Raw genomic sequence first — 25,776 nt, 5'->3', positions numbered from 1 at the left:
CGTGTTGCGGCGCGCAGGCTCAGGTCAGTCAGTCACGGTTGATGTCCAGCCACACGGCGCCATCGGGATACTGGTAGCGCTCCAGGGTTTGCGCGTGCATTTCGATGCTGTAGCCAGGGCGTTGCGGCGGCATGTAGCGACCGCGGCGGATCACCACCGGGTCGATGAAGTGTTCGTGCAGGTGGTCGACGTACTCCAGCACGCGGTTGTGCAACGAGGCCGAGACGGCGATGTAGTCGAACAGGGCGATGTTCTGCACATATTCGCACAGGCCGACGCCGCCGCCATGGGGGCACACCGGCACATCGTACTTGGCCGCCATCAGCAGCACGATCAGCACCTCGTTGAGGCCACCCAGGCGTGCGGCATCGAGCTGGCAGAAATCCAGCGCGCCGGCCTGGAACATCTGCTTGAACATCACCCGGTTATGGCAGTGTTCGCCGGTGGCGACGCCGATCGGCGCAATGCGCTGGCGGATTGCGGCGTGGCCGAGAATATCGTCGGGGCTGGTTGGCTCTTCGATCCACAGCGGCTCGAAAACTGCCAGGCGGCGCATGTTGGCCACCGACTCATCGACACTCCAGACCTGGTTGGCGTCCATCATCAGCGTGCGCTCCCAGCCCATTTCGTCGCGCAGGATGCTGGCGCGGCGCATGTCGTCTTCAAGGTTGGCGCCGATTTTCTGCTTGATGTGGGTCCAGCCGTCAGCGATAGCCTCGCGGGTCAGCTGGCGCATTTTCTCTTCGCTGTAGCCGAGCCAGCCGGGCGCGGTGGTGTAGCCGGGGTAGCCTTCGCGCAGCATCTGCGCCTCGCGCTCGGCCTTGCCTGGCACCTGACGGCGCAGCAGGGCGATGGCTTCTTCGGGGGTGAGCACGTCGGTGACGTAGCTGAAGTCCAGGCAGCCCACCAGCTGTTCGGGGCTCATGTCGGCGAGCAGTTTCCACACCGGCTTGCCTTCGTGCTTGGCCCACAGGTCCCAGACCGCATTGACGATGGCGGCGGTGGCCAGGTGGATCACGCCTTTTTCCGGGCCGAGCCAGCGCAGCTGGCTGTCGCCTGCGGTAAAGCGGTGCCAGAAGCCGCCCATGTCGGCGGTGATGTCTTCAAGGGTCAGGCCGACAATCAGCGGCGCCAGCGATTGCACGGCGGCGGCGCAGATCTCGTTGCCGCGCCCGATAGTGAAGGTCAGGCCATGACCTTCGAGGCTGTCGGCATCGGTGTGCAGCACGACATAGGAAGCCGAATAGTCCGGGGCGCTGTTCATCGCGTCGGAGCCGTCCAGCGACAGCGAAGTAGGGAAGCGGATGTCGCGAACACTCAAGTGGGTAATGCGTATGCTCATGGCGGGCTCTTGTTCTGGGGTGGCACAGGGAGGCCTGACTGTAGGTTGTCGAGCGATACAGGCATAATCGCCAATTCCTAAGTAGGGATACCGGATTTGATATGCCTCCTAAACCCGACGTCGCGCTACCGACCCCTGCCAGCCTGGGGGCGCTGAAGATCTCCAGCCGGCAGATCACCTTGCTCAACGCCCTGGGCGAGTTCGGCAATTTGCGCCGCGCCGCGGCGGCGATGCACACCACGCAACCCGCGGCCAGCCTGTTGCTGCAGCAACTGGAAGAGCGCCTCGGCGTGCGCCTGTTCGAGCGTTTGCCCCGGGGCATGCAGCCGACCCTGTATGGCGAGGTGATGATCCGCTACGCCCAGGGCGCCCTGCACGAATTCGAGCACGCCCAGGCGCAGATCGCTGAACTGGCCCGCGGCGCCTCCGGTCTGGTGCGGGTCGGTAGTGTCATGGGCCCGGTGCCGGGGCTGCTGACCCAGGCGGTGCTGGCCTACAAGCGCGAGCACCCCAAGGTGCGTATTTCGCTGGAGGTCGGTACCAGCGACACCTTGCTGCCGTCGCTGCTGCGCGGCGATTTCGACCTGGTGGTCGGGCGCCTGCCGGATCAGAGCGACAGTCACGAGCTGAACATCGAACTGTTCGACAGCGACGAGCAGATGCGCGTGGTCGCCCGTGCCGGGCATCCGCTGGCCAGCGCCGCACGCCTTGCGCTGGCCGACCTGGCCGAGCTGACCTGGATCCTCCACCCGATCGGCAGCCCCATGCGCCGGCGGGTCGAGAACGCTCTGCAGGCAGCCGGCATGGTGCAGTCGCTGGACATCGTCGAGACCGCCTCGATCCTCGCCACCACGGCGATGCTTGAGGCCTCGGACATGATTGCAGTGGTGCCCAACGACGTCGCCGAGCATTATGCCCGTTACGCCATGGTTGCCATCCTGCCGGTGGAACTGCCGATCTCGATGGTCAACCTGGGGCTGCTGACCTTGCGTTCGCGGCCGCGCTCGGTGGCCCTGGAAACCCTGTTGCACTACCTGCGGGCGCAGTAGCCCCGCGTATTCATCGGCAAGAGGCAGTTCGTTGATGGCTTCAGACATTACCCACGCCAGTTTCTGCAACTGGATCCGCTTCAAGCACCTGGTGCTGATCGACACCCTGGCGCGCACGCGCAACATGCACGCCACCGCCACGCGCATGAACCTCAGCCAGCCGGCCTTGAGCAAGATGCTGCGCGACCTTGAAGAGCAGTTCGGCTTTGCCCTGTTCGAGCGCCTGCCGCGCAGCATGCCGCCCACCGAACTTGGCGAGTACGTGGTGCGTTATGCGCAAGGGGCGCTGGCCGAGTCGCAGCAGTTCGTCGACCAGGTCAACCGCCTGCGCAAGGGCGGCCATGGCTTTATTCGCGTCGGCGGGATTTTTGCCGCAACGCCCCTGGTGCTGCCCCAGGCGATTGCCGCGATCAAGGCGCGCAGCCCGCTGCTGTCGATCGAAGTGGTCGAGCAATCCAGCGACCATCTGCTGGCCATGCTTGAGCAGAACAAGCTCGACCTGATGATCGGCCGCTTCACCGAGGAGCGCTTCAGCCAGCTGTTCGACTTCCAGGCCCTGGAGCCGGAACCCTTCAGCCTGGTGGTCAACAAGCACCACCCGCTTATTCAGCAAGGCGAGACGCCACTGGCGGCCCTGGGCGACTGGCCGTGGGTGCTGTACCCGGTCGGCACACCGTTGCGCGAGCGTCTGGAACAAGCCTTCAGGTCGGTCGGCATCGCCACCCCGGCTGACAGCGTCGATACCATTTCGATGCCGATGTTCCTGCATTTGCTCGAGTCCGGGCCGATGATCGCCATGTTGCCGCGCTCGATGGTCGCTGCGCAGTTGAGCAGCGGCCAGTTCTGCGAGCTGCAGTCGCCGTTGCAACTGGCGCCGCTGGAGTACGGGGTGATCACCCGCAAGGACGAACCCTTGAGCGCCTCGGCGCAGGCGTTTGTTGAGCTGTTGCTGGAGTTCGCCCGCCAGCGACGGGCAGAGCAGGGCAGTGCTGGCGATTGATAAAAGCGGCTGACTGACAGCTTGCGATAACCCTGGGTTATCGCTTGATCGGATCATCTCATTGGGAATGTTGCGCCCGGCTCCTTAGAGTTATCGCAGATTCGCCCGGCACAGCACGGGCGGCGCCATAACAAGAAGCCGGCCGCATCCGCCCTGAGAGGTCCCATGCAACTGATTGCCAGCACCCGCAGCGGCGACCCTGCCGTTATCCGCTTGAACCCCCTGGACAATGTACTGATTGCCCGCCAGGCCCTGGTTGAAGGCCAGCACCTGGACGCCGAAGCCATCACCGTGCGCCAGGCGGTCCCGTCCGGGCATAAAGTCGCCACCGAGCGCGTGGAGCAAGGCCAGCCGCTGCGCCGCTACGGGCAGATCATCGGTTTTGCCTCGCAAGTGATCGAGGCCGGCGAGCATGTGCACGTGCACAACGTCGAGATGGGCGATTTTGCCCGCGACTATGCCTTCGGCGTCGATGCCAGGCCAACGCCTGCCAGCGAGGCGCAGTTCCAGGGCATCGTGCGTGCCGACGGTCGGGTCGCGACCCGCAACTACATTGGCATTCTGACTTCGGTGAACTGCTCGGCCACCGTCGCCCGCGCCGTGGCCGACCACTTTCGCCGCGACATCCACCCCGAGGCGCTGGCCGCCTACCCGAACATCGACGGCGTGGTCGCTTTGACCCACGGCGCCGGTTGCGCGGTAGACCCCAGCGGCGAAGCCCTGGGCCTGCTGCGCCGGACCCTGGGCGGCTACGCTATCCACCCCAACTTTGCCGCCGTGCTGATCATCGGCCTGGGCTGCGAGACCAACCAGATCGAAAGCCTGCTGCAAACCCAGCAGCTGCAAACCGGTGATCAGCTGCGCGCCTTTACCATCCAGGGCATTGGCGGTACCTCGAAGACCATCGCTGCCGGCATCGCGCAGGTCAAGGCGCTGCTGGCCGAGGCCAACCGGGTCAAGCGTGAGCCGGTCAGCGCCCGCCATCTGGTAGTCGGCCTGCAATGCGGCGGCTCCGACGGCTACTCGGGGATCACCGCCAACCCGGCCCTGGGCAATGCCGTTGACCGTCTGGTGGCAGCTGGCGGCACCGCAATCCTCTCGGAAACCCCGGAGATCTACGGCGCCGAGCACTTGCTCACGCGCCGCGCGGTCAGCCGTGAAGTGGGTGAGAAACTCATCGCCCGCATCCATTGGTGGGAAGACTACTGCCAGCGCATGAACGCCGCGCTGAACAATAACCCCTCGGCCGGCAACAAGGCCGGCGGCCTGACCACCATCCTGGAGAAATCCCTCGGTGCAGTGGCCAAGGCCGGCTCCAGCAACCTGGTGGACGTCTACCAGTACGCCGAAGCGGTGCGCGCCAAAGGCCTGGTGTTCATGGACACCCCGGGCTACGACCCGGTTTCGGCCACCGGCCAGGTCGCCGGCGGCGCCAACCTGATTGCCTTTACCACCGGCCGCGGTTCGGCCTACGGCTGCGCGCCGGCGCCGTCGATCAAGCTGGCCACCAACAACCGGGTGTTCGAGCACCAGCTTGAAGACATGGATGTGAACTGCGGCGGCATCGCCGACGGCAGCACCAGCATCGAAGAACGCGGCGCCTACATCTTCGAGCAGATGCTGCGCATCGCCTCCGGTGAGCGCAGCAAGAGTGAACAGCACGGCTACGGGCAGAACGAATTCGTGCCCTGGCAGATCGGTGCCGTGACCTGATTGACAGCCCTGCAACCTTCTTGACGAGGCGACATGCACATGAGCTTTAGCGGATACAACTTCATTGGCGGCCAGCGCAGTGCCCTGGGCGACACCTTGGTCTACAGCGTCGATGCCCACACCGGCGAGCGCCTGCCGGGCGCCTTTCACCAGGCCAGCCTGGACGAAGTCGACAATGCCGTGGATGCGGCCAGCGCCGCGTTCCCGGCCTATCGCAAACTCTCGGCCGAGCGCCGGGCGCAGTTTCTCGAGGCCATCGCCGACGAGCTCGACGGCCTGGGCGAGGACTTTATCGCCGTGACCTGCCAGGAAACCGCGCTGCCCAGTGCGCGCATTGTCGGTGAGCGCGCACGTACCAGCGGCCAGATGCGCCTGTTTGCCCAGGTGCTGCGCCGGGGCGATTTTTATGGCGCGCGCATCGACCGCGCCTTGCCAGCGCGCACGCCATTGCCGCGCCCGGACCTGCGCCAGTACCGTATTGGTGTCGGCCCGGTGGCGGTGTTCGGTGCCAGCAACTTCCCCCTGGCGTTCTCCACCGCCGGCGGTGATACCGCCGCCGCCCTGGCTGCCGGTTGCCCGGTGGTGTTCAAGGCCCACAGCGGCCACATGGCCACGGCCGAGCGGGTTGCCGAGGCGCTGCTGCGCGCTGCCGAGCGCACGGGCATGCCGGCGGGTGTGTTCAACATGATCTTTGGTGGCGGTGTCGGCGAGGCGCTGGTCAAGCACCCGGGCATCCAGGCCGTGGGCTTTACCGGCTCGCTCAAGGGCGGCCGCGCCCTGTGCGACATGGCCGCCGCGCGGGCGCAGCCGATCCCGGTATTCGCCGAGATGTCGAGCATCAACCCGGTGCTGGTTTTGCCCCAGGCCCTGGCCAGTCGCAGTGCGCAGCTGGCCAAGGACATGAGCGCCTCGGTGGTGCAGGGTTGTGGCCAGTTCTGCACCAACCCGGGCCTGGTGCTGGGCATCCGCTCGCCGGCCTTCAGTGCCTTTATCGAGCAGCTGCGCGGCCATATGGCCGAACAGGCGCCGCAGACCATGCTCAATGCCGGCACCCTGGCAAGCTACGGCAAGGGTATCCAGGCGCTGCTGGCCCACCCGGGGGTAGAAAAACTCAGCGGCCTGGCGCAATCCGGCAAGCAGGCGCAGCCGCAGCTGTTCAAGGCCGATGTCAGCCTGCTGCTGGAGCAGGACGAGCTGTTGCAGGAAGAAGTCTTCGGCCCGTGCACGGTGGTGGTCGAGGTCAATGATCAGGCCCAGCTGTTGCGCGCGGTCAACGCCCTGCATGGCCAGCTGACCGCCACCTTGCTGGCCGACAGCGACGACCTGGCCGCCTTTGGCCAACTGTTCGAGGTGCTCGAAGTCAAGGTCGGGCGGGTGCTGCTCAATGGCTACCCGACCGGCGTCGAGGTCTGCGATGCGATGGTCCATGGCGGCCCGTACCCAGCGACCTCCGATGCCCGCGGCACCTCGGTCGGCACCCTGGCGATCGATCGCTTTCTGCGCCCGGTGTGCTACCAGAACGTGCCCGATGCCTTGCTCCCCGAAGCGCTGCGCGATGCCAACCCGCTGGGTATCCAGCGCCTGGTCGATGGCAAGCCGAGCAACGCGGCCCTGAACTGATCACGGAGCAACAGCGATGAGCGACGCCCGCCGCGTTGATGTGCAAAGCCTCACAGCCTTCGTCGAGCAATTGTTTGAAGCCGCCGGTGCCGATGCCGAAGTCGCCCGGGTGGTCACCCGGGTACTGCTTGAAGGCGAACTGCTGGGCCATCGCACCCATGGCCTGAACCTGGTCAGCCGCTATATTGGCAGCATCCAGGCAGGGCAGGTCAAGGCCCGGGCAGGGCTGCTCGAACAGCTTGCGCACAGCGGTATTTCCAGCCTGTTCGACGGTCATTATCTGCTCGGCCCGTACTGCGTCAGCCGCGCCCTCGACTGCGCGGCCCAGGGCGCAACGGCACAAGGCATTGGCATTGCCGTGGTGCGCCGGGCGGCGCACATCGGTTGCCTGGCGGCCTACCTGCAGCCGTTCACCGAGCGTGGCCTGGTGGCCATGCTGTATTCCAGCGACCCGTCGGTGGCGCTGGTTTGCGCCCACGGCGGTATTGAACCTGTGTACACGCCCAACCCGATTGCCGCCGGCATTCCGACCCGTGGCGAGCCGATCCTGCTCGATGTGAGCATGTCGACCGTGACCCTCGGCCTGGTCGGCCAGTGCCGCGACAGCGGGCAGCGACTGCCGCACCCGGTGTTGCTGGGCAACGACGGGCGTCTGAGCGACAACCCGGAAGATTTTTTCACCACCCCCAGCGGCAGCATCCTGCCCTTGGGCGGCCAGGCTTTCGGCCACAAGGGCTTTGCCCTGGCGCTGCTGGTCGAGGCACTGACCTCGGGGCTGGCGGGCTATGGGCGCAAGGACGCGCCGGATCAGTGGGGCGCCTCGGCAACCGCCGTGGTGATCGATCCGCGCTTTTTTGGCGGGCTTGACGCCTTCACCGCTGAAACCTCGTTTCTCGGCCAGCTGCTGCTCGCCAGCCGCCCGCTCGACCCCGAGCGGCCGGTGCGCCTGCCTGGGCAAGCGGGCTTGAAACGGCGCAAGCAGGCCTTGAGCGAAGGCTTGAGCCTGTCGCCACAGCTGATCGATAACCTCAACCAGCTCGCCGGGCAACTGCAGTGCCCGACACTTTCGCATTAACCGACAACAAGAGCGCTGACATGACAGAGCACGTGAACACCCAAACACCGCTACACCTGAGCAAAGACGCTGCGCTATTCAACACCGGTACCTGGATCGGCCGCGTCTGGCTGGCGCAGCAGGGCCCGGCCGTGGTGCTGGTCAAAGCCGGCGCCGTGCACGATATCAGCGCCCATGTGGCGACCGTGTCGGCCTTGCTCGAAGTAGCTGAGCCGGTGGCCTACCTGCGTTCGCTGCCGTTGGGCGAGGCGCTGATCGAGTTGCCGGCGCTGCTGGCCAACAGCGACCCGAATCATCGCGATCCGGCCTTGCCCTGGCTGCTGGCGCCGATCGACCTGCAGGCGGTCAAGGCCGCCGGCGTGACCTTCGCCGCCAGCCTGCTGGAGCGGGTGGTCGAGGAGCAGGCCAAGGGCGACCCGGCCAAGGCCGACGCGATCAGGGCGACGCTAGCCAGCCGCATCGGCGCCGACCTGTCGCAGATCGTTCCGGGCTCGGCGCAGGCTGAAGCCTTGCGCAAGGTCCTGGTAGAGCAGGGGCTGTGGTCGCAGTACCTGGAAGTGGGCATCGGCCCGGACGCCGAGGTCTTCACCAAGGCCCAGCCGTTGTCGGCGGTCGGCCATGGAGCCGATATCGGCATTCACCCTAAGTCGAGCTGGAACAACCCCGAGCCGGAAGTGGTGCTGGCGGTGTCGAGCAACGGCACGGTGCAGGGCGCCACCCTCGGCAACGACGTCAACCTGCGCGACTTCGAAGGGCGCAGCGCCTTGCTGCTGTCCAAGGCCAAGGACAATAACGCCTCGACCGCACTGGGGCCGCTGCTGCGGCTGTTCGACGAGACCTTCAGCCTTGAGGATGTGCGCAGCGCCGAGGTCGACTTGCGGGTCGAAGGCCTGGACGGCTTTGTGCTCCAGGGCCGCAGCTCGATGCGCCAGATCAGCCGCGACCCGCTCGACCTGGTGCAGCAGACCCTGAACGAAAACCACCAGTACCCCGACGGCCTGGTGCTGTTTCTCGGCACCCTGTTCGCGCCCAAACAGGACCGCGACCAGCCGGGCAACGGCTTTACCCACAAACCCGGCGATGTGGTGACCATCAGCAACGGGCAGCTGGGCAGCCTGTGCAACCGGGTGACCACCAGCGACCTGGCGCCGCAGTGGGATTTCGGCGTGCGCGCGCTGATCGACAGCCTTGCCCGGCGCGGCCTGCTTGATGCCGCTGTGAGCGCCCGCCAGCGCTGATTGAAAGACGTTCCAGGGATGAGTGTGTGACCGCCTGAAGGATCGCCCCGGCGATAAAACCGCTGCAACAATAATAATAAAGGCCATCAGATGAACGCACTGAAGAAGTACCAACGCATCACCGTTGTCTTCCTGCTGTTGATCGGCATCGTCAACTACCTGGACCGTAGCGCGCTGTCGATCGCCAACACCTCGATCCAGAAGGACATGATGATCAGCCCGTCGCAGATGGGCATCCTGCTCTCGGCGTTTTCCATCGCCTATGCCTTCGCCCAGTTGCCCATGGGCCTGATCATCGACCGCCTGGGCAGCAAGATCGCCCTTGGCGCCTCGTTGCTGGCCTGGTCGGTGGCGCAATCGGCGTTCGGCATGGTCAACAGTTTTGCCGGCTTCATGGGCTTGCGCGTGCTGCTGGGGATTGGCGAGGCGCCGATGTTCCCCTCGGCAGCCAAGGCGCTGTCGGAGTGGTTCGATGCCAACGAGCGCGGCACGCCTACCGGCATCGTCTGGTCCTCGACCTGCCTGGGCCCGTGCCTGGCGCCGCCGTTGCTGACGCTGTTCATGGTCAACTTCGGCTGGCGCGGCATGTTCATCATCACCGGCGTGCTTGGCATCGTCCTGGCCCTGTGCTGGCTGAGCTTCTTCAAGAGCAAGGCGCAGTACCTGGCCGAACTAGCCGCGCAAGGCAAGCCGTTGCCAGGTGAGTACCAGGCGCCACAGGCAACGGCAGAGCCCAAGGCTTCGTACTTTGCCGGCTGGCTCGACCTGTTCAGGCACCGCAGTACCTGGGGCGCGATCCTCGGTTTCATGGGGGTGATCTACATGCTCTGGCTGCACCTGACCTGGCTGCCCGGTTATTTTGAGCGCGAGCATGGCCTGAACCTGTACAAAACCGCCTGGGTGGTGTCGCTGGCCTATGGTTTCGGCGCTGTCGGCACCATCGTCGCTGGGCGCTTCTGCGACCTGCTGGTGCGCCGCGGCCTGAGCATCCTGGCCAGTCGCAAGTTCAGCGTGATCACCGGCCTGGTGCTGGCCGCGCTGTTCACCTTGCCGCTGTCGTATGTCAGCGGCTTGACCGCGTGCATCGTCCTGCTGTGCCTGGCGCTGTTCAGCATCAACATGGCCAGTGCCACGGCCTGGATGATCGTCAACACCATCGTCGACAGCCGCCGGGTGGCCTCGTTCGGCTCGATCCAGAACTTTGGCGGCTACATCGCAGGCTCCGTCGCGCCGATTGTCACCGGCTTCAGCATCCAGTACTCGGGCTCGTTCAACACCGCGTTCATGATCAGTGCGATCGTCGCGCTGTGTTCGGCGCTGGCGTATTTCCTGTTGCTCAAGGCGCCGATTGGCAACGCACAAGCCGCGCCTGAGCGGGTGGTGGGCGTGACGCAATAAGGGGCAGGGTGCAGGGGGCGATGATTGATCACGCCGCCCTGCGACTGTTACTGCACCGGGTTGATGAACGGCCCACCGGTGACCTGGACGAACAGCTTGCGAAACTCTTCGTTCTCAGGGGTAAGGATCAGTGCCTGACGCAGGAACTCCACGCCCTCGCGGGCATTGTCCAGCTGGCAATTGAGGGCGAAGGCCAGGTACAGGTTCTGGGCGTTGAAGAAATCGTACGACAGCGCGACCTTCACCAGGTGCAGCGCACCGTTCAGGTCCTGGGCCTGAAAGCATGCGTTGAACTCCTGGTTGAACTGACTGGCGTCGCTGGCGCTCAAGGCCGACAGCCCGGGTTGCTTGCGCAACACCACGGTGTGGCCATTGCCGACTTTCGAATCGGTCTCTTCGATGGTTTCGATCAGCCAGTGCCCCAGGCCTACCGAGTTGATCATGTTGATCGCCCGCAGCATGCTCTGTAGCGAGAACACATGGTAGTGCCCGCGCCAGTTGTATTCAGGCATCACGCTCATGTCGACGCGTTTTTCGAACGCATCGATCATCGACTCCAGGGTGGTCAGGGCGCGTACCCGGTCATTGGGGTCGGCGTTTCTTTTCGGGAAGATGCAAAAGAACACGCCATCGTCCTTGATCACCCGCGCGGCCTCGACATAGGCGGCAAACAGGTTGGGCACGTGTTCGATGACGTGCGAGCTGATCAGGTAGTCGAAGGTTTGATCGGCGAACGGTATGTCGGTGAAATCGCCCAGGGCGTCGATCCGGGCAGGCGGGACCTGGTAGTTGGCCTGTTCGTTCTTGTAGAGGTTGAAGTCTTGCAAGTCCAGCGGGTACAGAAACGACTCACCGTCACAGGGGCCCAGATTGAGGCAGTCTGGCAAGTAAAAAGCGTTATGGCTGGCAGCGCCAATCTCCAGACCGGCACCCTGGCAATACTTGTTGGCCAACGCCATACCCATCTCGTTCATATCGAATCCTGTCTGCCCCTGAAAATAGATGTCAGGCCGAGTATACGGCCTGACACAGTGGTTATCGGCAGGGGCGGCAGATTGTTGAGGGCGCCAGGGATTAAAGAAACTTGATCGGGTAATTGACGATCAGGCGGTTCTCATCGATGTCGTAGCTGCTGAAATCCCGGCGCAGGGTCGAATTGCGCCAGCGCAGCGACAGGTCCTTGAGCGGGCCGCTCTGGAACACGTAGCCCAGCTCCGTCTCGCGGCCCCATTCCTTGCCGTTGCTGGTGGCGCTGGTGTGCACATGATCACCCGACAGGTAGCGGTTCATCAGGGTCAGGCCCGGCACGCCGAGGGCAACGAAGTCATAGTCGTGGCGCAACTGCCAGGAGCGCTCGCGGGCATTGTCGTAGCTTGAGTTGTAGGTGTCGTTGGCCAGCGGGTAGCCGGCGGTGCCGTTGACCCGCATCCAGCCGGTCTCGCCATACACCCGCTGCAGGCCGAGGGAGAAGGTGTGTGCGCCGGTTTTCGCAGACAGCATCAGCGTTGCGGTTTTGTTGTCCAGCTGGCCTGCCTTGGCCGCGCCGTCTTCATCGCCCAGAAACAGGCCAAGGTTGGCGCCCAGCTTCCAGCTACCCACAGCCTGGCTATGAATCAGGTTCAAGTACTGCTGCTGGTAGATGTCCTCGAGCTGGGCATACCACAGGCCCACCTGGGTTGCCTTGTCGTTGAACAGGTACTCGCCGCCGGCAAAGTTGAAACGGTCCGAGGTGGCGTCGGGCCGGCCGGTCATGAACATGCGCTCCATGCTGGCGTCGTTGCGCGGGCTGTTGCTGCGAAACTGGCCGGTATAAAGGGTCAGGTTGTCGATTTCCCGTGAAGTCAGCTGGGCGCCGCGAAAGGTCTGTGGCAGCGAGCGGCCATCGTCCGAGCGCAAGATCGGCAACAGCGAAACCCATTCACCGACTTTCAGTTCCGTCTTCGAATAGCGGGCCTTGAGCGCAACCCCCAGGCGGCCAAAGTCGTCGGCCGGGCGGCCGTCATCGTGCACTGGCAGCAGTTGCGTACCGGCCGTGCCGCGACCGCCATCGAGCTTGACCGAGTACAGCCCCAGCAGGTCGACGCCAAAGCCTAGCGTACCCTGGGTGAAGCCCGAACGCAGGTCGAAGATGAAGCTTTGCGTCCATTCCTCGGCCTTGCCCTGGGGGTAGGCCGGGTTTACGAAGTTGCGGTTGTGGTAGAAGTTTCGCAGGTTCAGCGACGCCGTGGTGTCGTCGACCAGGCCGGCTGCCGAGGCGCCAAGCGAGGCTGTCGAGCAGATCAACAGTGACGCAAGGTTTGCGGTTTTGGTGCGTGCAAGGATCTTCATTATTGTTATTTCCTTTCTAGTGAGCGCAGCAAGCCCTCGCAGCGCAAAGGCCGCGAAAAATGGCGGTTACAGGAGGAGTGGGGGTCAGGCGCCGATCAGGGCAACCAGTGCGGGCACGGTGAGCACGGCGGTGTAGTAGCCCATGAACTGCACGCCGATGTTGAAGCCCAGAAAGCGCGAGAGAAATCCGCCCAGCAGGCCAATGGTGACGATCACCAGCAAACCGAGCAGGCCGCCTTCCCAGATGCCGATCACCAGGATCAGGCCGACAAAGGTCGCGATCACCGCCTCATGGCTGATTTTGCGCGACACGTAGGAGGCTGCCCGGTGCGCGTAGTTCATGGTGAAGGGGTAGGCGATCAGGATGGCGACGATCACCGCCAGCATGCCGTAGCCGAGAAACTCCCAGGTGCTGAGCAGCGAGTGCAGGTTGTTGACCTGGCCGCTGGCGGCATCGACGCTAAAGCGCGGTGGTGCATTGAACAGCGGCGCAGCCGGGCCGGCGGCGACCGGGCTCAGCGGCAGGCCGAAAGCGATCAGCGGAATCAGCGCTTCGGCGATGTAGGTGGACTCGGTGACGCCGTTGCGCGCAGTGATCACTGTGGTCAGGCGATGGTAGACGTGCTTGACCCGCGAACCGACCGCCTCGCCGAGAATCACGGTCATGGCCACCGGGCTGAACACGAAGGTGGCGCTGGAGACCACCGCAGTAACGGCCGTCCACAGGCTTTGCTTGCTGTCGAGCACGCGCAGTGGGTTGGGAAAGAAACCGCCCCAGCTTTTTACGTCAGGCGACAACGAGAAGGTGCGCGGCTGCTGGCGACGCATGCTGGCGCGCTCGGCCGGCGCCAGCAGAGAGAACAGCGCGGCGATCAACGGGCCGATGGCAATGCCGAGGAAGTAGCTGACGCTGAGCTTGACCCCATGCTGCGCGGTCAGGGTCTGCAGGCCGATAATCACCATGACGAACGGGATCAGGGTCAACACCGCTGCCAGGCGGCCTTTGGAGAACCAGGCGATGGCCACCGCCGCCAACAGGAATACCCACGGCGCGGCATGCTTGATCATGTCGCCGAACGGCGCCAGCATTACCGCGAACAACACCGCCATGGGCACGGCGATCAGGGCGGCAATCACCGCGCCGGAAATCATCTTGCGCAGGGCAATGTGCGGAACCCCGAGGTTGCGCAAAAAGTTCGCTTCGCGCATCAACGGCGTGGCCATGGTGTCGCCCGGGATGCCGAGCAAGGCGGTCGGCACCGCATGGGTCATGTGCTTGGCCACGGCGCCGGCCAGAAAGAAGGTCAGCACGCCGGGGGCGGGTACACCCAGCAGTACCACCAACAGCGTCAGCGGCGCGAGGGTGGTGGTTTCATCGCTGCCGGAGATCAGGCCGATACCGGCAAAGATCACCGCGCCAAGAACCCCCATGCCCAGGGCGATCAGAAACTGATCCATCAACAGGGCAATCATGAGCGGCCTCCGGCGGCGCTGGCTGCGCGGACCACCACGGCAGGTGTCACGTCAGGGTTGTCCGGGGGTGAGCGCAGGCCTTTTTCGTAGTCGGCGAACAGGTCGTACAGATCCATCTCGCGCAGTTCGGCAATCGTCGCCGCAGGCAGGTCGCTCAAACTGCCGAGAGGGCCGAATTCGTTTTGCAGCTCGACAAGGATTTTCGCCCGCCATGCCGGGTCTGCCAGGTGCTCGACAACGTTGCGCTTGGGCTTGAACAGCGCTGCGCTGATGGCGCCGCCGGCCAGGCAGCCGACAATACCGACCAGCATGGCGTAGGCGCGGGCCATTTGCAGCGACTCCACCCAGCCGCTCAGCAGGTGCTGGGCGGTGAAAAACGCGCCGAGGCTGACGCTGGCGCCAATGGCGATGGAACAGATCAGGTGACGACCGTCGACGGTGTCGCCCCAGACTTCGAACAGTTCGGCTTTCATCGGGATTCTCCCACTGCCCTTGCGGGCTTTTATTGTTATGAAGGTGAAGAGATAACGCTTATTGCATTGCACACAGGCGGCGTTGGGCGAGCAGGGCACGGGCGACCCTGGAGCCGGTCGGCCTGCCGAGTTCGGCACTGATGAACTCACCGGCATCGATCAGGGCGCCAAGATCGACGCCATGGTTCACGCCCAGGCCGTCGAGCAGGTACACCAGCTCTTCGCTGGCGACATTGCCAGTGGCGCCGGGCGAATACGGGCAGCCACCCAGGCCTGCGACCGAACTGTCGAACACCCGTACATCGGCTTCCAGCGCCGCATGGATATTGGCGATGGCCATACCGTAAGTATCGTGGAAATGCCCGGCCAGCGCGCTGACCGGCACCACCTGGCGACAGGCCGCGAGCAGCGCCCGGGTCGCCGCCGGCGTACCGGTGCCGAGGGTGTCGCCAAGGCTGATTTCATAGCAGCCCATGCCAAACAATGCAGCGCTGACCGCAGCCACGGCTTCAGGCTTTACTGCACCGGTGAACGGGCAACCCATGACGCACGACACGTAGCCGCGCACGCGGATGCCGGCGTCACGGGCGCGGACCATGACCTGCTGGTACTGGCGCAGGCTTTGTTCGATCGAGCAGTTGAGGTTTTTTTGCGAGAATGCCTCGGAGGCGGCGGCGAACACCGCGACCTCCTGGCAACCCGCGGCGATTGCCGCCTGCAGCCCTTTGAGGTTGGGCACAAGCGCCGTCCAGGTTACCCCCGGGCGCACAGGCAACGCCTTGAACACCTCATCGGACCCGGCCATCTGCGGCACCCAGCGCGGCGAGACAAACGCCCCGGCTTCCAGGGTTTGCAACCCGGCGTCGGCCAGGCGCTGGAGCAATTGCACGCGAATCTGCGGCGACAGCGTCAGCTTTTCATTTTGCAGGCCATCCCTGGCGCCGACTTCGACCAGCCGTACCGCGTCCATTACTGCGCCCGCTTGTGCTTGAGCAGTTCTGCCGCCTTGTCGGCGCGCACATCGCGGGCCTCGACCATCTGCTTGACCAGCCAGTTGAGCTCATCGCCGCGGGCCCCGGCCGCCAGGGCAATGTTGCGTGCGTGCAAGGCCATGTGCCCGCGCTGAATGCCTTCGGTCGACAGTGCCCGCAGCGCCCCGAGGTTTTGCGCCAGGCCCACGGCGACGGCGATTTCGGCCAGTTCCTGGGCAGTTTTCACCCCGAGGATGCGCAGCGACAGTTGCGCCAGCGGGTGGGTCTTGGTGGCGCCGCCGACCAGGCCGACCGGCATCGGCATCTCCAGAGTACCGACCAGATGGCCCTGGCGGTCTTTTTCCCAGGTGGTCAGCGAGCCGTAGTGGCCGTTGCGGCAGGCATAGGCATGGGCGCCGGCTTCCACTGCGCGCCAGTCGTTGCCGGTGGCGACGATCAACGGGTCGATGCCGTTCATGATGCCCTTGTTGTGGGTGGCGGCCCGGTAGGGATCGACCACGGCAAAATTGTAGGCATCGAGGATGCCCTCGATGACCTCTTCACCGCTGTAGGCGCCCGTGCCCAGGTGCTCGGGAGCGATGCGCAACTGGGCCCTGGCCAGGCGCAGGTCGGCGAGGTTGGAAAGGATGCGCAGGCGCACCTTGCCGCCGGTGATTTCCTCCAGCAGCGGCGCCACCGCCTCGGCCATGGTGTTGACGGTGTTGGCGCCCATGGCGTCGCGCACGTCGACGATCAGGTGGGCGACCAGCATCGGCCCGCGCGGGCTCTGGGCGAAGGTGTGTACTTCGATGTCGCGGCAGCCGCCACCGAGGCTGTTGAGCAACTGGTCCTTGCGGTTGGCCAACTCGATAATCTCGTCCTTGCGGCGCATCAGGCTCAGGCGGGCATTGTAGGGGTCGTCGATCTCGACGATCTGCACCTGGGCACGCATCAGCGGCAGCGAACTGGAGGTCTGGAAGCCACCGGCCTCGCGGGCCAGCTTGGCCATGAACGAGGCGGCGGCGACCACCGAAGGCTCTTCGACCACCAGCGGCACGATGACGTCGCGGCCGTTGATCTGGAAGTTGCTGGCCACGGCGTAGGGCAATTCGAAGGTGCCGAGGACGTTCTCGATCATGCCGTCGGCGATTTCCAGCGCCAGGGCGCCGGCGTCGCGAAGCAGGGCGAGGTCCTGCTCGGGCAGTTCGAGCACTGCTTGCAAGTGGCTCAAGCGTTCGGCAGGCGACATGGCGCGGAACATGGGCAGGCGGGAGTCGATGCTCATGGGGAGGGCTCTCTTGCAGTTATTGTTGTGAGATGGCGCCACCCTAGTCCGAACTGTTGTGCTAAAGAAGGTACAGTTTGGACAGACAGTACCCAAGCTGTACCCTCAGTGGACAAAAGGCATTCAGGACACCTGACGATGGCGCGGCTGACACTCGCAGAACAACTGGCGGCATCCCTGGCCGGGCAGATCGGCAATGGCACCTACCGGGTTGGCGAACGCTTGCCGTCGCTGCGCGAGTGCATGCGCCTGTTCGGCCATTCGAAAAACACGGTGATCAACGCCTATGAAGCGCTGGCTGCCCAGGGGCTGGTCGAGGCTCGCCACGGGCAGGGCTTTTTCGTCAAGCAAGGCGCACCCAACGGCCACGAAGCCGAAGAACCGATGCCCTACGAGCGGGCGATGGACACCATCTGGCTGATGCGCCAGCAGTTCGTCCGCGAGCCCGGCCACTCACCGCTGGGCGAGGGCTTCCCGCCGGTCGAGTGGCTGATGGACATGCGCCTGGACAAGTTCACCCGGCAGATCATGCGCACCGGGGTGACCACGCTGTTCCGCTATGGCAACCGCCTGGGCAACGCCAGCCTGCGCCAGCACCTGGTGCAGAAGCTCGCCAGTTATGCAATCAGCGCCAGCCCCCGGCAAATCGTCACCACCCATGGCGCCAACCATGCTCTGGACCTGATCATCCGCCGCTTCGTCGCCCCGGGCGACAGCGTGCTGGTCGAAGACCCGGGCTATTACCCGCTATTCGGCAAGCTGCAACTGCAAGGTGCGCGGATGCTCGCGGTGCCGCGTTTAGCGGATGGCCCGGACATCGAGGTGCTGGAGCAGCACCTGCGCGAGCACAGGCCCAAGCTGTTTTTCATTCAGTCGGTGGGCCACAACCCGACCGGCTCGGACATTTCCCCAAGCAAGGCCCATCGGTTGGTGCAACTGGCCGCAGAACATCAGTTCATCCTGGTGGACGACGACGCCCTGGCCGATTTCAAACCGGCCTCGGCGATCAAGGTCTCGGCGCTCGACCAGTTGCAGCGCTCGCTGTATGTCGGCAGTTTCTCCAAGTCGGTGTCGGCGGCGCTGCGGGTCGGCTTCATTGCCGGCAGCAAGGAGGTTATCGACGAGCTGGGCGACCTGAAGATGCTCCTGCACACCAGCAGCTCGGAGCTGTGCGAGCGCACCGTTGACGTGATCCTCACCGAAGGGCATTTTCTGCGCCACCTGATCCGCCTGCAGGAGCGCCTGAAAGCCGCCACCACGGCGGGCCTGCAGATGCTCGACGAGATCGGTGCCGAGGTGTTCGTGCGGCCAGAGCAGAGCCTGTACCTGTGGGCGCGGTTTCCTGGGGTCGAGGATGCCAAAGAGCTGACCCGCCAGCTATTGCCCAAGGGCTTCATGATTGCCCCCGGGCATATCTTTTCGCCCGAGCAGGCCCGGGTGAATCCGTGGACGCGGTTAAACGTGGCGTATTTGAATGATGCGCTGCTCAAGGCGATGGTGAGGGACTGAATGAGCGAAGACTACGCAGTATGGGATATCGATCAGATTCTTGAGGCTTACAGCCAAGAGCCTGAGCTCAGGGATGGTGTCGAAGCCGGCCTGACAGCGTTGCTGGTTTTTCTCGAAAAGCATCAGCTTCTGACCTGTCGGGTAACCGATGCGCAAGGCAAGCTGTTCAAACGCGCGCTCATGGCCAGCGAGATAAGCGGGGAGGGCAAGCTGCTTACCCATGGCCGCAACAATCCGGTGCAGCGCTGGCTGGGCTCCAAAGGCGGGAAAAAGAATCCGCCGGACATGAAACTGCTGGAAAAAGCCCTGGCCACGATTCGTAAAGCGCAGTGAAGGGGGGTGGAACCTGGTTTCACCTGCCAGCGCTTAGCGGGCAAACAACAGCTCGGCGAAGCGGTCGGCCATGGTCGGCTTGGACTGGGCAGGCCAGATGGCACTGAGCTCGAAGTGCGGCAAGTCGGCGCCATCGCGGATCTCGCTGTACTTCATGCCTTCGAATTGCAGGGCCTGCACCGTTGCCGGCAACAGCGAAACCCCCCGGCCGGCGGCAACGTAGGCGACGACCGTCAGGGTGCGGTTGGCCTCCTGGATAATCTCGATCGGGTGCCCGAGGCGGCGAAACGTGCCGACAATGGCATTGCGAATCAACGGCAACTGCTGTTCGGGAAACCATACCAGCCCGGTGGCGGCCAGTTGCTCCATGCCCACCTTGCCGTCTTCGCCCAGCGCGTAGCCACTGGGTAGCACGGCAATCAGCGGGTCCTGGCTGATGAGCTTTTCGCGCATGTTGCCCTGGATCGACACCGGCGTGTGCAGCAGGCCGATATCGATCTCGCCCCGTTGCAGGGCCAGGCCCTGCTCGGCGTTGCTCATCTCGCGCAGCACCACTTCTACACCCGGGTAGTTTGCCTGCATGCGGTCCAGTGCCCGGGGCAGGGCGCCGAACAATGCCGTGGAGACGAAGCCGATGATCAGCCGGCCGGCCCGCTTGGCGCCGATGGCGCGGGCACGCTGGGTGGCGGCGTCAATCCTGGCCAGGCTGACGCGGATGTCATCGATGATCGCGGTAGCCGCAGGGGTCAGCACGGCGCCGCGCCGCGAGCGCTCGAACAGCTTGACCCCCAGCTCGTTTTCCATCCGCACCAGGGCCTGGCTCAACGCCGGCTGGGCAATCCCCAGGTGTTCTGCGGCGCGGGTGATGCTGCCGGTGTCGGCGATTGCCAGGAAGTAACGCAGGTGACGGTTTTCCATAAGCCCACGGTATGAATATTGATCGTTGACATAATAGATATCAATTCAAGATTTTCATAGGATGGCACCAAGGATCGGATCCAATAAAGCCTTGCAGACTGGCAGGCAATAACTAGGAAGCGCAATGACCCAGGATGGCGAAAGGACGATCAGGCAGGCACACACCGCCGTAGGGTTTGCCGATCGTTGGGGCGCACAAGGCGCAGCGGTGATCAGCGCGATAGACAGCCACGCTCACGTTTTCGTCCAGGGCTTGCGCCTGGCTCCGGAGCGGCGACACACGCCGGACTACAACGCCTGCGTGGATGATTACGCCCGCCACCTGGCAGCCAACCGGATTTCCCATGGCGTGCTGGTACAGCCGAGTTTTCTTGGCACCGACAATACCTTTCTGCTGGCCGCGCTCGAACGCTATCCGTCGCGCTTTCGTGGTGTGGTGGTGGTCGCGCCGGATATCGACGAGCCACAGTTGCAAGCGCTGGCGCTGCAGGGTGTGGTCGGCGTCCGGCTGAACCTGATCGGTGTCCCCCTGCCGGCGCTGCGCAGCCTGCTGTGGCAAGGTTTTCTGGCACGCATCAAGGCCCTGGACTGGCACGTCGAGGTGCAGTGCCAGGCCCAGGACCTGCCGGGCCTGCTCAGCGTACTGCTGGCCAGCGGCTGCAAGGTAGTGGTCGACCACTTTGGCCGCCCGGACCCACGCCAGGCCGAGGCCGACCCGGGCTTTGAGTATTTGCTGCGCCAGGGCGACAGCGCCCGGCTGTGGGTCAAGTTGTCGGCTGCCTATCGCTGTGCGCAGCCGGCTGCCGACCCCGGCGGCCGGGCCTTTGGGCGACGGGCCACGCGGCTTTTGATGCAGGCCTTTACCAGTGAGCGGCTGCTCTGGGGCAGTGACTGGCCTCATACCCAGCACCGCCAATGGGTCGATTACGCCGCGGCGAAGTCGGCGCTGGCCGACTGGGTGCCTGACCCGCTCGAGCGCCACGACGTGGTGTGCCAAACCCCGAAGAAACTGTTCAAGTTCAATCCATAAGGAGTTTCCATGAGCCTTTCAAGCTTGCAGCGCAGAGCCGCTTTTCGTCGCCAGGTCGAAGCCCGCCAGGGGCTGCTGGTCGCCGGTGTATTCAATGCCCTGAGCGCACGGATCGCTGCCGATATAGGTTTTCAGGCCTTGTACCTGAGCGGCGCAGGGGTGACCAACATGGCGCTCGGCCTGCCGGACCTTGGTTTCGTCGGGCTGGACGAGATGGCTGCCCATGCCGCCCGGGTTCGCGATACCACCGACTTGGCGCTGATCGTCGATGCCGACACCGGCTTCGGCAATGCCCTGAACGTGCGCCACTCGGTACGGGTGCTGGAGCGCAGCGGGGCAGATGCCATCCAGTTCGAGGACCAGGTGCTGCCGAAGAAGTGCGGGCATTTCAATGGCAAGGAAGTGATCAGTTGCGCCGAGATGGTCGGCAAGCTCAAGGCGGCGGTCGATGCCCGCCAGGACCCGAACCTGCTGATCATCGCCCGCACCGATGCCTGCGCGGTAGAAGGCATGGAGGCGGCCATCGAGCGCGCCCACCGTTATGTGCAGGCGGGTGCCGATATCCTGTTCATCGAGGCCACCGAAAGCCTCGAGGACATCAGGCGCCTGCCGGCGCTGTTCAGCACGCCGAACCTGATCAACATCGTCATCGGTGGCAAGACCCCGACCTTGAGCCGCGATGAGCTGGCAGCGCTCGGCTACGGCATCGTGCTCTACGCCAATGCCGGCCTGCAGAGCGCCTCACTGGGCATGCAACGCGCCTTGGCTACGCTGCTGCGCGACGGCCGCCTGGACGAAGATCCGTCGCTGGTGGTGCCATTCGCCGAGCGCCAGCGCCTGGTGAACAAGACGATGTTTGATCAACTTGAGCGTCACTACGCTGCGCCTGACAGGTAATTGAACTGCGGCGCCTGCCGCGTATCAACGTCCTTGCGTGCATCTGAATAACAACGTGTGAAACACCGAGACCCTGAAGTTTCGGTGGCGGTTTCCTTCGTCTGAAAACTGACTCAATACAATATTTAATAATCTGAGGTCGGAAGTGGTTATGGATAACCTGATTACGAAAGTTTCAGCAAGTAACACCTGTAACGTGAGCACTAGTGCACGTCGAACGCAGTTGGCGTCGCCGCCCATGCGTGTATTCAGCCACCAGCGCCTCGGGCAGATCCCGCAACTGGTCAGGCATGCGCCCCACCTGATGGAATCCATCAGCCTGGTGGCACGTGTACTGCCGTTCAAAGTCAACGATTACGTGGTCAACAAACTGATCGACTGGACGGATGTGCCAAACGATCCGATCTTTCGCCTGACCTTTCCCCAGGCGCAAATGCTTGACGCCGAAGACCTCGAACAACTGGCGTATTGCGTACGCAACGAGATCGGTGAACAGCAACTTAACGCGCTCATCCAGCGCGTGCGCGACGGCATGAACCCGCACCCGGCGCACCAGCAGTTGAACGCGCCTTCCCTGGATGGGCAACTGCTGCAAGGGGTGCAGCACAAGTACGCGCAAACGGTGCTGTTCTTTCCCAGCCACGGTCAGACCTGTCACAGTTACTGCACTTTCTGTTTTCGCTGGCCGCAGTTCATTGGCGACAAGTCGCTGAAGTTTGCTTCAAACGATGGCGAACAGTTGCACCGCTACCTGGCGCGCCACCCTGAGGTGACCGACGTGCTGTTCACCGGCGGCGACCCCATGGTGATGACGGCCGCGCACCTGACGCGCTACCTGGAACCGTTTCTGCAACCGGCGCTGAGCCATGTCACCACCATCAGGATCGGCACCAAGGCACTGAGCTACTGGCCGTACCGTTTCGTCAGCGACACCGATACGCCGCAGCTGATGGCGCTGTTGCGCCGCCTGGTGGACAGCGGCAAGAACGTCGCGCTCATGGCCCATTTGAACCATTGGCGGGAACTGACCACGCCAGTCGCCGAGGAAGCAGTGTCTGCCCTGCAGCAACTGGGCATCGTGATCCGTGCCCAGGGGCCGGTACTCAGGCACATCAACGACAGTGCCAGCACCTGGAAACGCAACTGGGAGCAGCAAGTGCGCCTGGGCATCGTGCCCTACTACATGTTCGTGGAGCGCGATACCGGCCCGCAGGACTACTTCCAGGTGCCCCTGGCGCGGGCCCTGTCGATTTACAACGAGGCCATCGAATCCGTCTCGGGCCTGGCGAAAACCGCGCGGGGCCCCTCGATGAGCGCCGGGCCGGGCAAGGTCGAGGTCAGCGGAACCCTCGACCTGCAAGGGCAACGCTATTTCCTGCTGAAGTTCATTCAGGCGCGCGATACCCGCTGGCTGGGCAAGCCGTTCCTGGCCAGGTACAGCGAGACCGCCTGCTGGCTCGATCAACTGCAACCGCCGCAGGGGCAGTCGGAGTTTTTCTTCGAGGCCCAATACCGCCGGTTCGTCGAGCAAGGAGCACAACAAGCTACGCAAGCGCTCGTACGGGGTGAGGCATGAAGGCGCTGGCCTGCGAAATGGCCATCATCGGCGCCGGCTACTGTGGCTTGAGTGCGGCAATCGAGCTGGCTGGCCGGGGTTTTGGCGTACGCGTCTTCGAACGCGGCGAATGGGCGGGCAATGCCAGCGCCTTCAATTTCGGCTCGGTGGCGGCCATGCCCCCGGCCTTGCCCAATCGCGACGCGCAAGGCTCCCAAGGCGCCGATGCGCAGCAGCGCCTGCGCGCGGTGCTGGAGCCGATCAGCGAACTCAAGCGCCAGATCGACACCTTCGAATACGACTGCCAGTGGCGTCAGCCCGGGCACATTACCCTGGCAATGGATGATGATGCGGCGCGCACGCTCAAGCAGCGTCATGCCGAGGCGAGCACGCTGTTTGGCGGCGGTGTGCATTGGCTGGACGCCCGTCAGGTCAGTGCACAAACCGCTGCGCAAGGGGTGGTGGCGGGGCTGCTCAATGAGCACTTTGCCTTGATTGATCCCGCCGGGCTGCTGCTTGCCATGCGCAATCACGCCCAGGCCCTTGGCGTGCGCATCGACTACTCAAGCCCGGTGCTTGCGCTCGATCCGCAGGCAGACTCGGTCAACCTGCAGTTGCCTGCGGCGCGGGTCAACGCGGCGCGGGTACTGATCGCCAGCGAGGAAGCCTGGGGCCTCTGCACAGAGGCTGCGTTGCAACCGCTGACGATGTTCCAGACCCACCTGTGCGAAAGCCAGGTGCTCGGCGCGCGGGATTTGCAGCTGATATCCCGGCGTGCCCGCGTCTATGGCACCGCCACCGCCGACAAGGATTACTTTCGCGTGCACCACGGCCGCTTGTTGTTCGGCAGTCGCCTGGGCCTGGTACCGCTGGATGCCAGCCCGCAGGCCGTGGTCGCCGCCTTGCAAGCGCGGCTGGCGGGCTATTTTCCGTCACTGGCGGCAATCCCGGTGGCCAGGGTGTGGTCGGGCAGCCTCGGCTTTACCGACAACGGCCTGCCGCGCCTGGGGGCCAGCGGCCCGGTGGCCTGGGGCGGTGGGTACTGCGGCAGTGGCATTGCCACGGCCGTGCAGTGCGGGCGGCAGTTGGCAAGGATGGCGACCGAGGCCGGTGTCACCACGGGCTCGCAACCGATGCAATCACACCAGCGCTGAGCCCGCCCGGGCGCGCTGCGGTTTCCTGAAGCATGCAGGGAGTGTGTTATCCATGAATACCTATGAAATCCCGTCGGTAGGCGCCAAGGGCGTGTCGCGTCACGGCGAGCGCTTCGACGTCATCGGCCTGGGCATCGGCCCGGCCAACCTGAGCCTGGCGGCGTTGCTGGAGCCTTGTAAAGGCTTCAAGAGCATGTTCTTCGAGCGCCGTGCCGACTTTCGCTGGCACGAGGGCATGATGCATGTGAACTCTTCGCTGACCACCAGCTTTCTCAAGGACCTGGTAACCCCGGCTGATCCTTGCAGCCCGTATTCGTTCATCGCGTTCCTGAAGAAGACCGAGCGGTTCTACTCGTTCCTCAACGCGCGCTTTCCCACGGTGCGCCGCAAGGAGTTCGAGCAGTACATGGTCTGGGTCTGCCGGTCGCTGCACAACCTGACGTTCGACAGTGAGGTGCTGCGGGTGTCCAGGGATGGTAACGAGTGGGTGATCAACCACGCCAAGGGCACGGCGAGGACCGCCAACCTGGTGGTCGGTGCCGGCCAGCGGCCGTTCATTCCCAAGTGTGCACAAGCCTGCCTGGGGCCGGCGGTGATGCATTCCTCACAGTTCGTGGTCAATACCCCGCAGGTCAGCGGCAAGCGCGTGGTGGTCATCGGTGGCGGCCAGAGCGGGGCGGAACTGATGCAGATGATGCTCAACCTGCCAGAAGCGAGCGCACCGGCGTCGCTGGTGTGGATCAGCCGGCGCAGCAACTTTTTGCCGATGGACGACTCGCCCTTTGTCAATGAGTGGTTTGTCCCCGGCTACAGCGATCACTTTTTCGGCTTGCCCGCCGAGCAACGGCAAGGCGCACTCGCCCAGCAGCACATGGCCAGTGACGGGGTGGTCCAGGCCTTGCTCGAAAGCATCTACCGGCGCCTTTACGAGGTGACCTACATCGAGGGGCGCAATCAATTCTGCCGGCTGCTGCCCGGGTCCACCCTGGAGTCGCTGCGCGCGGTCGACGACGGGCTGGCGCTGCGTATCGGCAATGCCACCGGCACGCGCAACCTGGGTGCCGACCTGGTGCTGCTGGCGACCGGTTCCGAGTTTCAGATGCCGGCAGCGCTGCAGCCGCTGCGTTTCGAGATGGCAACGAAAAATGGCCTGCCCGAGCTCAGCGCAGACTATTCGGTGAAATGGTCGCGGGCCGACCACCCACGGCTGTTCTTCCAGAACGCCGCGCGTCACCTGCGCGGCATCGCCGACCCGAACCTGAGCCTGGCCGCCTGGCGCAGCGCCAAGATCGCCAATGCCTTGCTCGGCAAGCCGCACTACGACGTCGGCACGCCGCCGGGGCTGGTCGAGTGGGGCGCAGAAGCGGCGCCGCCGACGTTCCTGATGCAAGACCAACAACTGACTGAATGAAGGA

The 25,776-nt window shown here is 64.3% G+C and carries 22 protein-coding genes; 14 read left to right on the top strand and 8 right to left on the bottom strand.

Features of this window, described 5'->3' with window-relative positions; translation table 11 throughout:
* Positions 1–28: 28 nt before the first annotated feature.
* Complete coding sequence (locus BLR26_RS17295; RefSeq protein WP_045198901.1) at positions 29–1,342, bottom strand: L-fuconate dehydratase; 1,314 nt, start codon at positions 1,340–1,342, stop codon at positions 29–31.
* Positions 1,343–1,443: 101 nt separating this feature from the next.
* On the opposite strand from BLR26_RS17295, the gene BLR26_RS17290 reads away from it, so the two are divergent.
* From BLR26_RS17290 to BLR26_RS17260, 7 genes are all read left to right on the top strand, one after another.
* Positions 1,444–2,391, top strand: a complete 948-nt coding sequence (locus tag BLR26_RS17290) for a LysR substrate-binding domain-containing protein (protein ID WP_093383114.1) — start codon at positions 1,444–1,446, stop codon at positions 2,389–2,391.
* 34 nt (positions 2,392–2,425) lie between these two features.
* Positions 2,426–3,391: a LysR family transcriptional regulator gene (locus BLR26_RS17285; RefSeq protein ID WP_093383109.1), complete on the top strand. Its 966-nt coding sequence runs from the start codon at positions 2,426–2,428 to the stop codon at positions 3,389–3,391.
* Positions 3,392–3,556: 165 nt separating this feature from the next.
* The gene (locus BLR26_RS17280) at positions 3,557–5,104 is read left to right on the top strand and encodes a UxaA family hydrolase (RefSeq protein ID WP_045198906.1); all 1,548 of its coding nucleotides are present in this window, start codon (positions 3,557–3,559) and stop codon (positions 5,102–5,104) included.
* A gap of 39 nt (positions 5,105–5,143) precedes the next feature.
* Entirely contained in the window at positions 5,144–6,724 is a 1,581-nt protein-coding gene (locus BLR26_RS17275) for an aldehyde dehydrogenase (NADP(+)) (RefSeq protein WP_371128649.1), read from the top strand.
* 16 nt (positions 6,725–6,740) lie between these two features.
* Positions 6,741–7,799 carry an Ldh family oxidoreductase gene (locus BLR26_RS17270; protein WP_093383103.1) on the top strand — a complete coding sequence of 353 codons (1,059 nt, stop codon included), beginning with the start codon at positions 6,741–6,743 and terminating at the stop codon, positions 7,797–7,799.
* Positions 7,800–7,819: 20 nt separating this feature from the next.
* On the top strand, positions 7,820–9,037 hold the full coding sequence (locus BLR26_RS17265; RefSeq protein WP_093383100.1) for a fumarylacetoacetate hydrolase family protein: 1,218 nt from the start codon (positions 7,820–7,822) through the stop codon (positions 9,035–9,037).
* A 90-nt stretch (positions 9,038–9,127) separates the two neighbouring features.
* Positions 9,128–10,435, top strand: coding sequence for an MFS transporter (locus BLR26_RS17260; RefSeq protein ID WP_093383098.1), 1,308 nt, complete (start codon positions 9,128–9,130; stop codon positions 10,433–10,435).
* Positions 10,436–10,482: 47 nt separating this feature from the next.
* Here BLR26_RS17260 and BLR26_RS17255 read toward each other — a convergent pair whose 3' ends face one another.
* The 6 genes from BLR26_RS17255 to BLR26_RS17230 form a co-directional block, all read right to left on the bottom strand.
* Entirely contained in the window at positions 10,483–11,409 is a 927-nt protein-coding gene (locus BLR26_RS17255) for a class I SAM-dependent methyltransferase (protein WP_256326739.1), read from the bottom strand.
* Positions 11,410–11,509: 100 nt separating this feature from the next.
* Positions 11,510–12,763, bottom strand: coding sequence for an OprD family porin (locus tag BLR26_RS17250; RefSeq protein WP_093383095.1), 1,254 nt, complete (start codon positions 12,761–12,763; stop codon positions 11,510–11,512).
* An 84-nt stretch (positions 12,764–12,847) separates the two neighbouring features.
* Positions 12,848–14,236: a tripartite tricarboxylate transporter permease gene (locus BLR26_RS17245; protein ID WP_045198912.1), complete on the bottom strand. Its 1,389-nt coding sequence runs from the start codon at positions 14,234–14,236 to the stop codon at positions 12,848–12,850.
* On the bottom strand, positions 14,233–14,709 hold the full coding sequence (locus tag BLR26_RS17240) for a hypothetical protein (RefSeq protein WP_093383092.1): 477 nt from the start codon (positions 14,707–14,709) through the stop codon (positions 14,233–14,235). The genes BLR26_RS17245 and BLR26_RS17240 overlap by 4 nt, the downstream gene beginning before the upstream one ends.
* Positions 14,710–14,767: 58 nt before the next feature.
* The gene (locus BLR26_RS17235) at positions 14,768–15,679 is read right to left on the bottom strand and encodes a hydroxymethylglutaryl-CoA lyase (protein WP_093383089.1); all 912 of its coding nucleotides are present in this window, start codon (positions 15,677–15,679) and stop codon (positions 14,768–14,770) included.
* Positions 15,679–16,965, bottom strand: a complete 1,287-nt coding sequence (locus BLR26_RS17230) for a hydroxymethylglutaryl-CoA reductase, degradative (protein WP_093383086.1) — start codon at positions 16,963–16,965, stop codon at positions 15,679–15,681. The genes BLR26_RS17235 and BLR26_RS17230 overlap by 1 nt, the downstream gene beginning before the upstream one ends.
* A gap of 138 nt (positions 16,966–17,103) precedes the next feature.
* Here BLR26_RS17230 and BLR26_RS17225 point away from each other — a divergent pair, with 138 nt between their 5' ends.
* Positions 17,104–18,474, top strand: coding sequence for an aminotransferase-like domain-containing protein (locus tag BLR26_RS17225; protein ID WP_093383083.1), 1,371 nt, complete (start codon positions 17,104–17,106; stop codon positions 18,472–18,474).
* Positions 18,475–18,807: a hypothetical protein gene (locus BLR26_RS17220; protein WP_093383080.1), complete on the top strand. Its 333-nt coding sequence runs from the start codon at positions 18,475–18,477 to the stop codon at positions 18,805–18,807.
* A gap of 33 nt (positions 18,808–18,840) precedes the next feature.
* Here BLR26_RS17220 and BLR26_RS17215 read toward each other — a convergent pair whose 3' ends face one another.
* Complete coding sequence (locus BLR26_RS17215) at positions 18,841–19,725, bottom strand: LysR family transcriptional regulator (protein ID WP_045198920.1); 885 nt, start codon at positions 19,723–19,725, stop codon at positions 18,841–18,843.
* A gap of 124 nt (positions 19,726–19,849) precedes the next feature.
* Between BLR26_RS17215 and BLR26_RS17210 the strand changes: the two genes are divergently transcribed.
* The 5 genes from BLR26_RS17210 (at position 19,850) to BLR26_RS17190 (ending at position 25,772) form a co-directional block, all read left to right on the top strand.
* Complete coding sequence (locus tag BLR26_RS17210) at positions 19,850–20,755, top strand: amidohydrolase family protein (protein ID WP_093383077.1); 906 nt, start codon at positions 19,850–19,852, stop codon at positions 20,753–20,755.
* Positions 20,756–20,764: 9 nt separating this feature from the next.
* Complete coding sequence (locus BLR26_RS17205) at positions 20,765–21,652, top strand: isocitrate lyase/PEP mutase family protein (RefSeq protein ID WP_045198924.1); 888 nt, start codon at positions 20,765–20,767, stop codon at positions 21,650–21,652.
* A 238-nt stretch (positions 21,653–21,890) separates the two neighbouring features.
* Positions 21,891–23,228 carry a KamA family radical SAM protein gene (locus tag BLR26_RS17200; protein ID WP_176794260.1) on the top strand — a complete coding sequence of 446 codons (1,338 nt, stop codon included), beginning with the start codon at positions 21,891–21,893 and terminating at the stop codon, positions 23,226–23,228.
* Complete coding sequence (locus tag BLR26_RS17195; protein ID WP_093383074.1) at positions 23,225–24,361, top strand: NAD(P)/FAD-dependent oxidoreductase; 1,137 nt, start codon at positions 23,225–23,227, stop codon at positions 24,359–24,361. Before BLR26_RS17200 ends, BLR26_RS17195 begins: the two co-directional genes overlap by 4 nt.
* Positions 24,362–24,413: 52 nt before the next feature.
* Complete coding sequence (locus BLR26_RS17190; RefSeq protein WP_093383071.1) at positions 24,414–25,772, top strand: lysine N(6)-hydroxylase/L-ornithine N(5)-oxygenase family protein; 1,359 nt, start codon at positions 24,414–24,416, stop codon at positions 25,770–25,772.
* The last annotated feature ends 4 nt before the right edge of the window (positions 25,773–25,776 follow it).

This window comes from Pseudomonas sp. UC 17F4 (assembly GCF_900101695.1).
In the GTDB taxonomy this organism is placed as follows: Bacteria; Pseudomonadota; Gammaproteobacteria; order Pseudomonadales; family Pseudomonadaceae; genus Aquipseudomonas.
The sequence above is the reverse complement of the archived record's forward strand: the minus strand, read 5'-3'. Positions and strand labels throughout refer to the sequence as shown.

What these genes read in the sequence shown, in the direction of transcription:
- BLR26_RS17295 (WP_045198901.1), bottom strand. Translation starts at nt 1,342, where the DNA reads ATGAGCATACGCATTACCCACTTGAGTGTTCGCGACATCCGCTTCCCT.
- BLR26_RS17290 (WP_093383114.1), top strand. Translation starts at nt 1,444, where the DNA reads ATGCCTCCTAAACCCGACGTCGCGCTACCGACCCCTGCCAGCCTGGGG.
- BLR26_RS17285 (WP_093383109.1), top strand. Translation starts at nt 2,426, where the DNA reads ATGGCTTCAGACATTACCCACGCCAGTTTCTGCAACTGGATCCGCTTC.
- BLR26_RS17280 (WP_045198906.1), top strand. Translation starts at nt 3,557, where the DNA reads ATGCAACTGATTGCCAGCACCCGCAGCGGCGACCCTGCCGTTATCCGC.
- BLR26_RS17275 (WP_371128649.1), top strand. Translation starts at nt 5,144, where the DNA reads ATGAGCTTTAGCGGATACAACTTCATTGGCGGCCAGCGCAGTGCCCTG.
- BLR26_RS17270 (WP_093383103.1), top strand. Translation starts at nt 6,741, where the DNA reads ATGAGCGACGCCCGCCGCGTTGATGTGCAAAGCCTCACAGCCTTCGTC.
- BLR26_RS17265 (WP_093383100.1), top strand. Translation starts at nt 7,820, where the DNA reads ATGACAGAGCACGTGAACACCCAAACACCGCTACACCTGAGCAAAGAC.
- BLR26_RS17260 (WP_093383098.1), top strand. Translation starts at nt 9,128, where the DNA reads ATGAACGCACTGAAGAAGTACCAACGCATCACCGTTGTCTTCCTGCTG.
- BLR26_RS17255 (WP_256326739.1), bottom strand. Translation starts at nt 11,409, where the DNA reads ATGAACGAGATGGGTATGGCGTTGGCCAACAAGTATTGCCAGGGTGCC.
- BLR26_RS17250 (WP_093383095.1), bottom strand. Translation starts at nt 12,763, where the DNA reads ATGAAGATCCTTGCACGCACCAAAACCGCAAACCTTGCGTCACTGTTG.
- BLR26_RS17245 (WP_045198912.1), bottom strand. Translation starts at nt 14,236, where the DNA reads ATGATTGCCCTGTTGATGGATCAGTTTCTGATCGCCCTGGGCATGGGG.
- BLR26_RS17240 (WP_093383092.1), bottom strand. Translation starts at nt 14,709, where the DNA reads ATGAAAGCCGAACTGTTCGAAGTCTGGGGCGACACCGTCGACGGTCGT.
- BLR26_RS17235 (WP_093383089.1), bottom strand. Translation starts at nt 15,679, where the DNA reads ATGGACGCGGTACGGCTGGTCGAAGTCGGCGCCAGGGATGGCCTGCAA.
- BLR26_RS17230 (WP_093383086.1), bottom strand. Translation starts at nt 16,965, where the DNA reads ATGAGCATCGACTCCCGCCTGCCCATGTTCCGCGCCATGTCGCCTGCC.
- BLR26_RS17225 (WP_093383083.1), top strand. Translation starts at nt 17,104, where the DNA reads ATGGCGCGGCTGACACTCGCAGAACAACTGGCGGCATCCCTGGCCGGG.
- BLR26_RS17220 (WP_093383080.1), top strand. Translation starts at nt 18,475, where the DNA reads ATGAGCGAAGACTACGCAGTATGGGATATCGATCAGATTCTTGAGGCT.
- BLR26_RS17215 (WP_045198920.1), bottom strand. Translation starts at nt 19,725, where the DNA reads ATGGAAAACCGTCACCTGCGTTACTTCCTGGCAATCGCCGACACCGGC.
- BLR26_RS17210 (WP_093383077.1), top strand. Translation starts at nt 19,850, where the DNA reads ATGACCCAGGATGGCGAAAGGACGATCAGGCAGGCACACACCGCCGTA.
- BLR26_RS17205 (WP_045198924.1), top strand. Translation starts at nt 20,765, where the DNA reads ATGAGCCTTTCAAGCTTGCAGCGCAGAGCCGCTTTTCGTCGCCAGGTC.
- BLR26_RS17200 (WP_176794260.1), top strand. Translation starts at nt 21,891, where the DNA reads ATGCGTGTATTCAGCCACCAGCGCCTCGGGCAGATCCCGCAACTGGTC.
- BLR26_RS17195 (WP_093383074.1), top strand. Translation starts at nt 23,225, where the DNA reads ATGAAGGCGCTGGCCTGCGAAATGGCCATCATCGGCGCCGGCTACTGT.
- BLR26_RS17190 (WP_093383071.1), top strand. Translation starts at nt 24,414, where the DNA reads ATGAATACCTATGAAATCCCGTCGGTAGGCGCCAAGGGCGTGTCGCGT.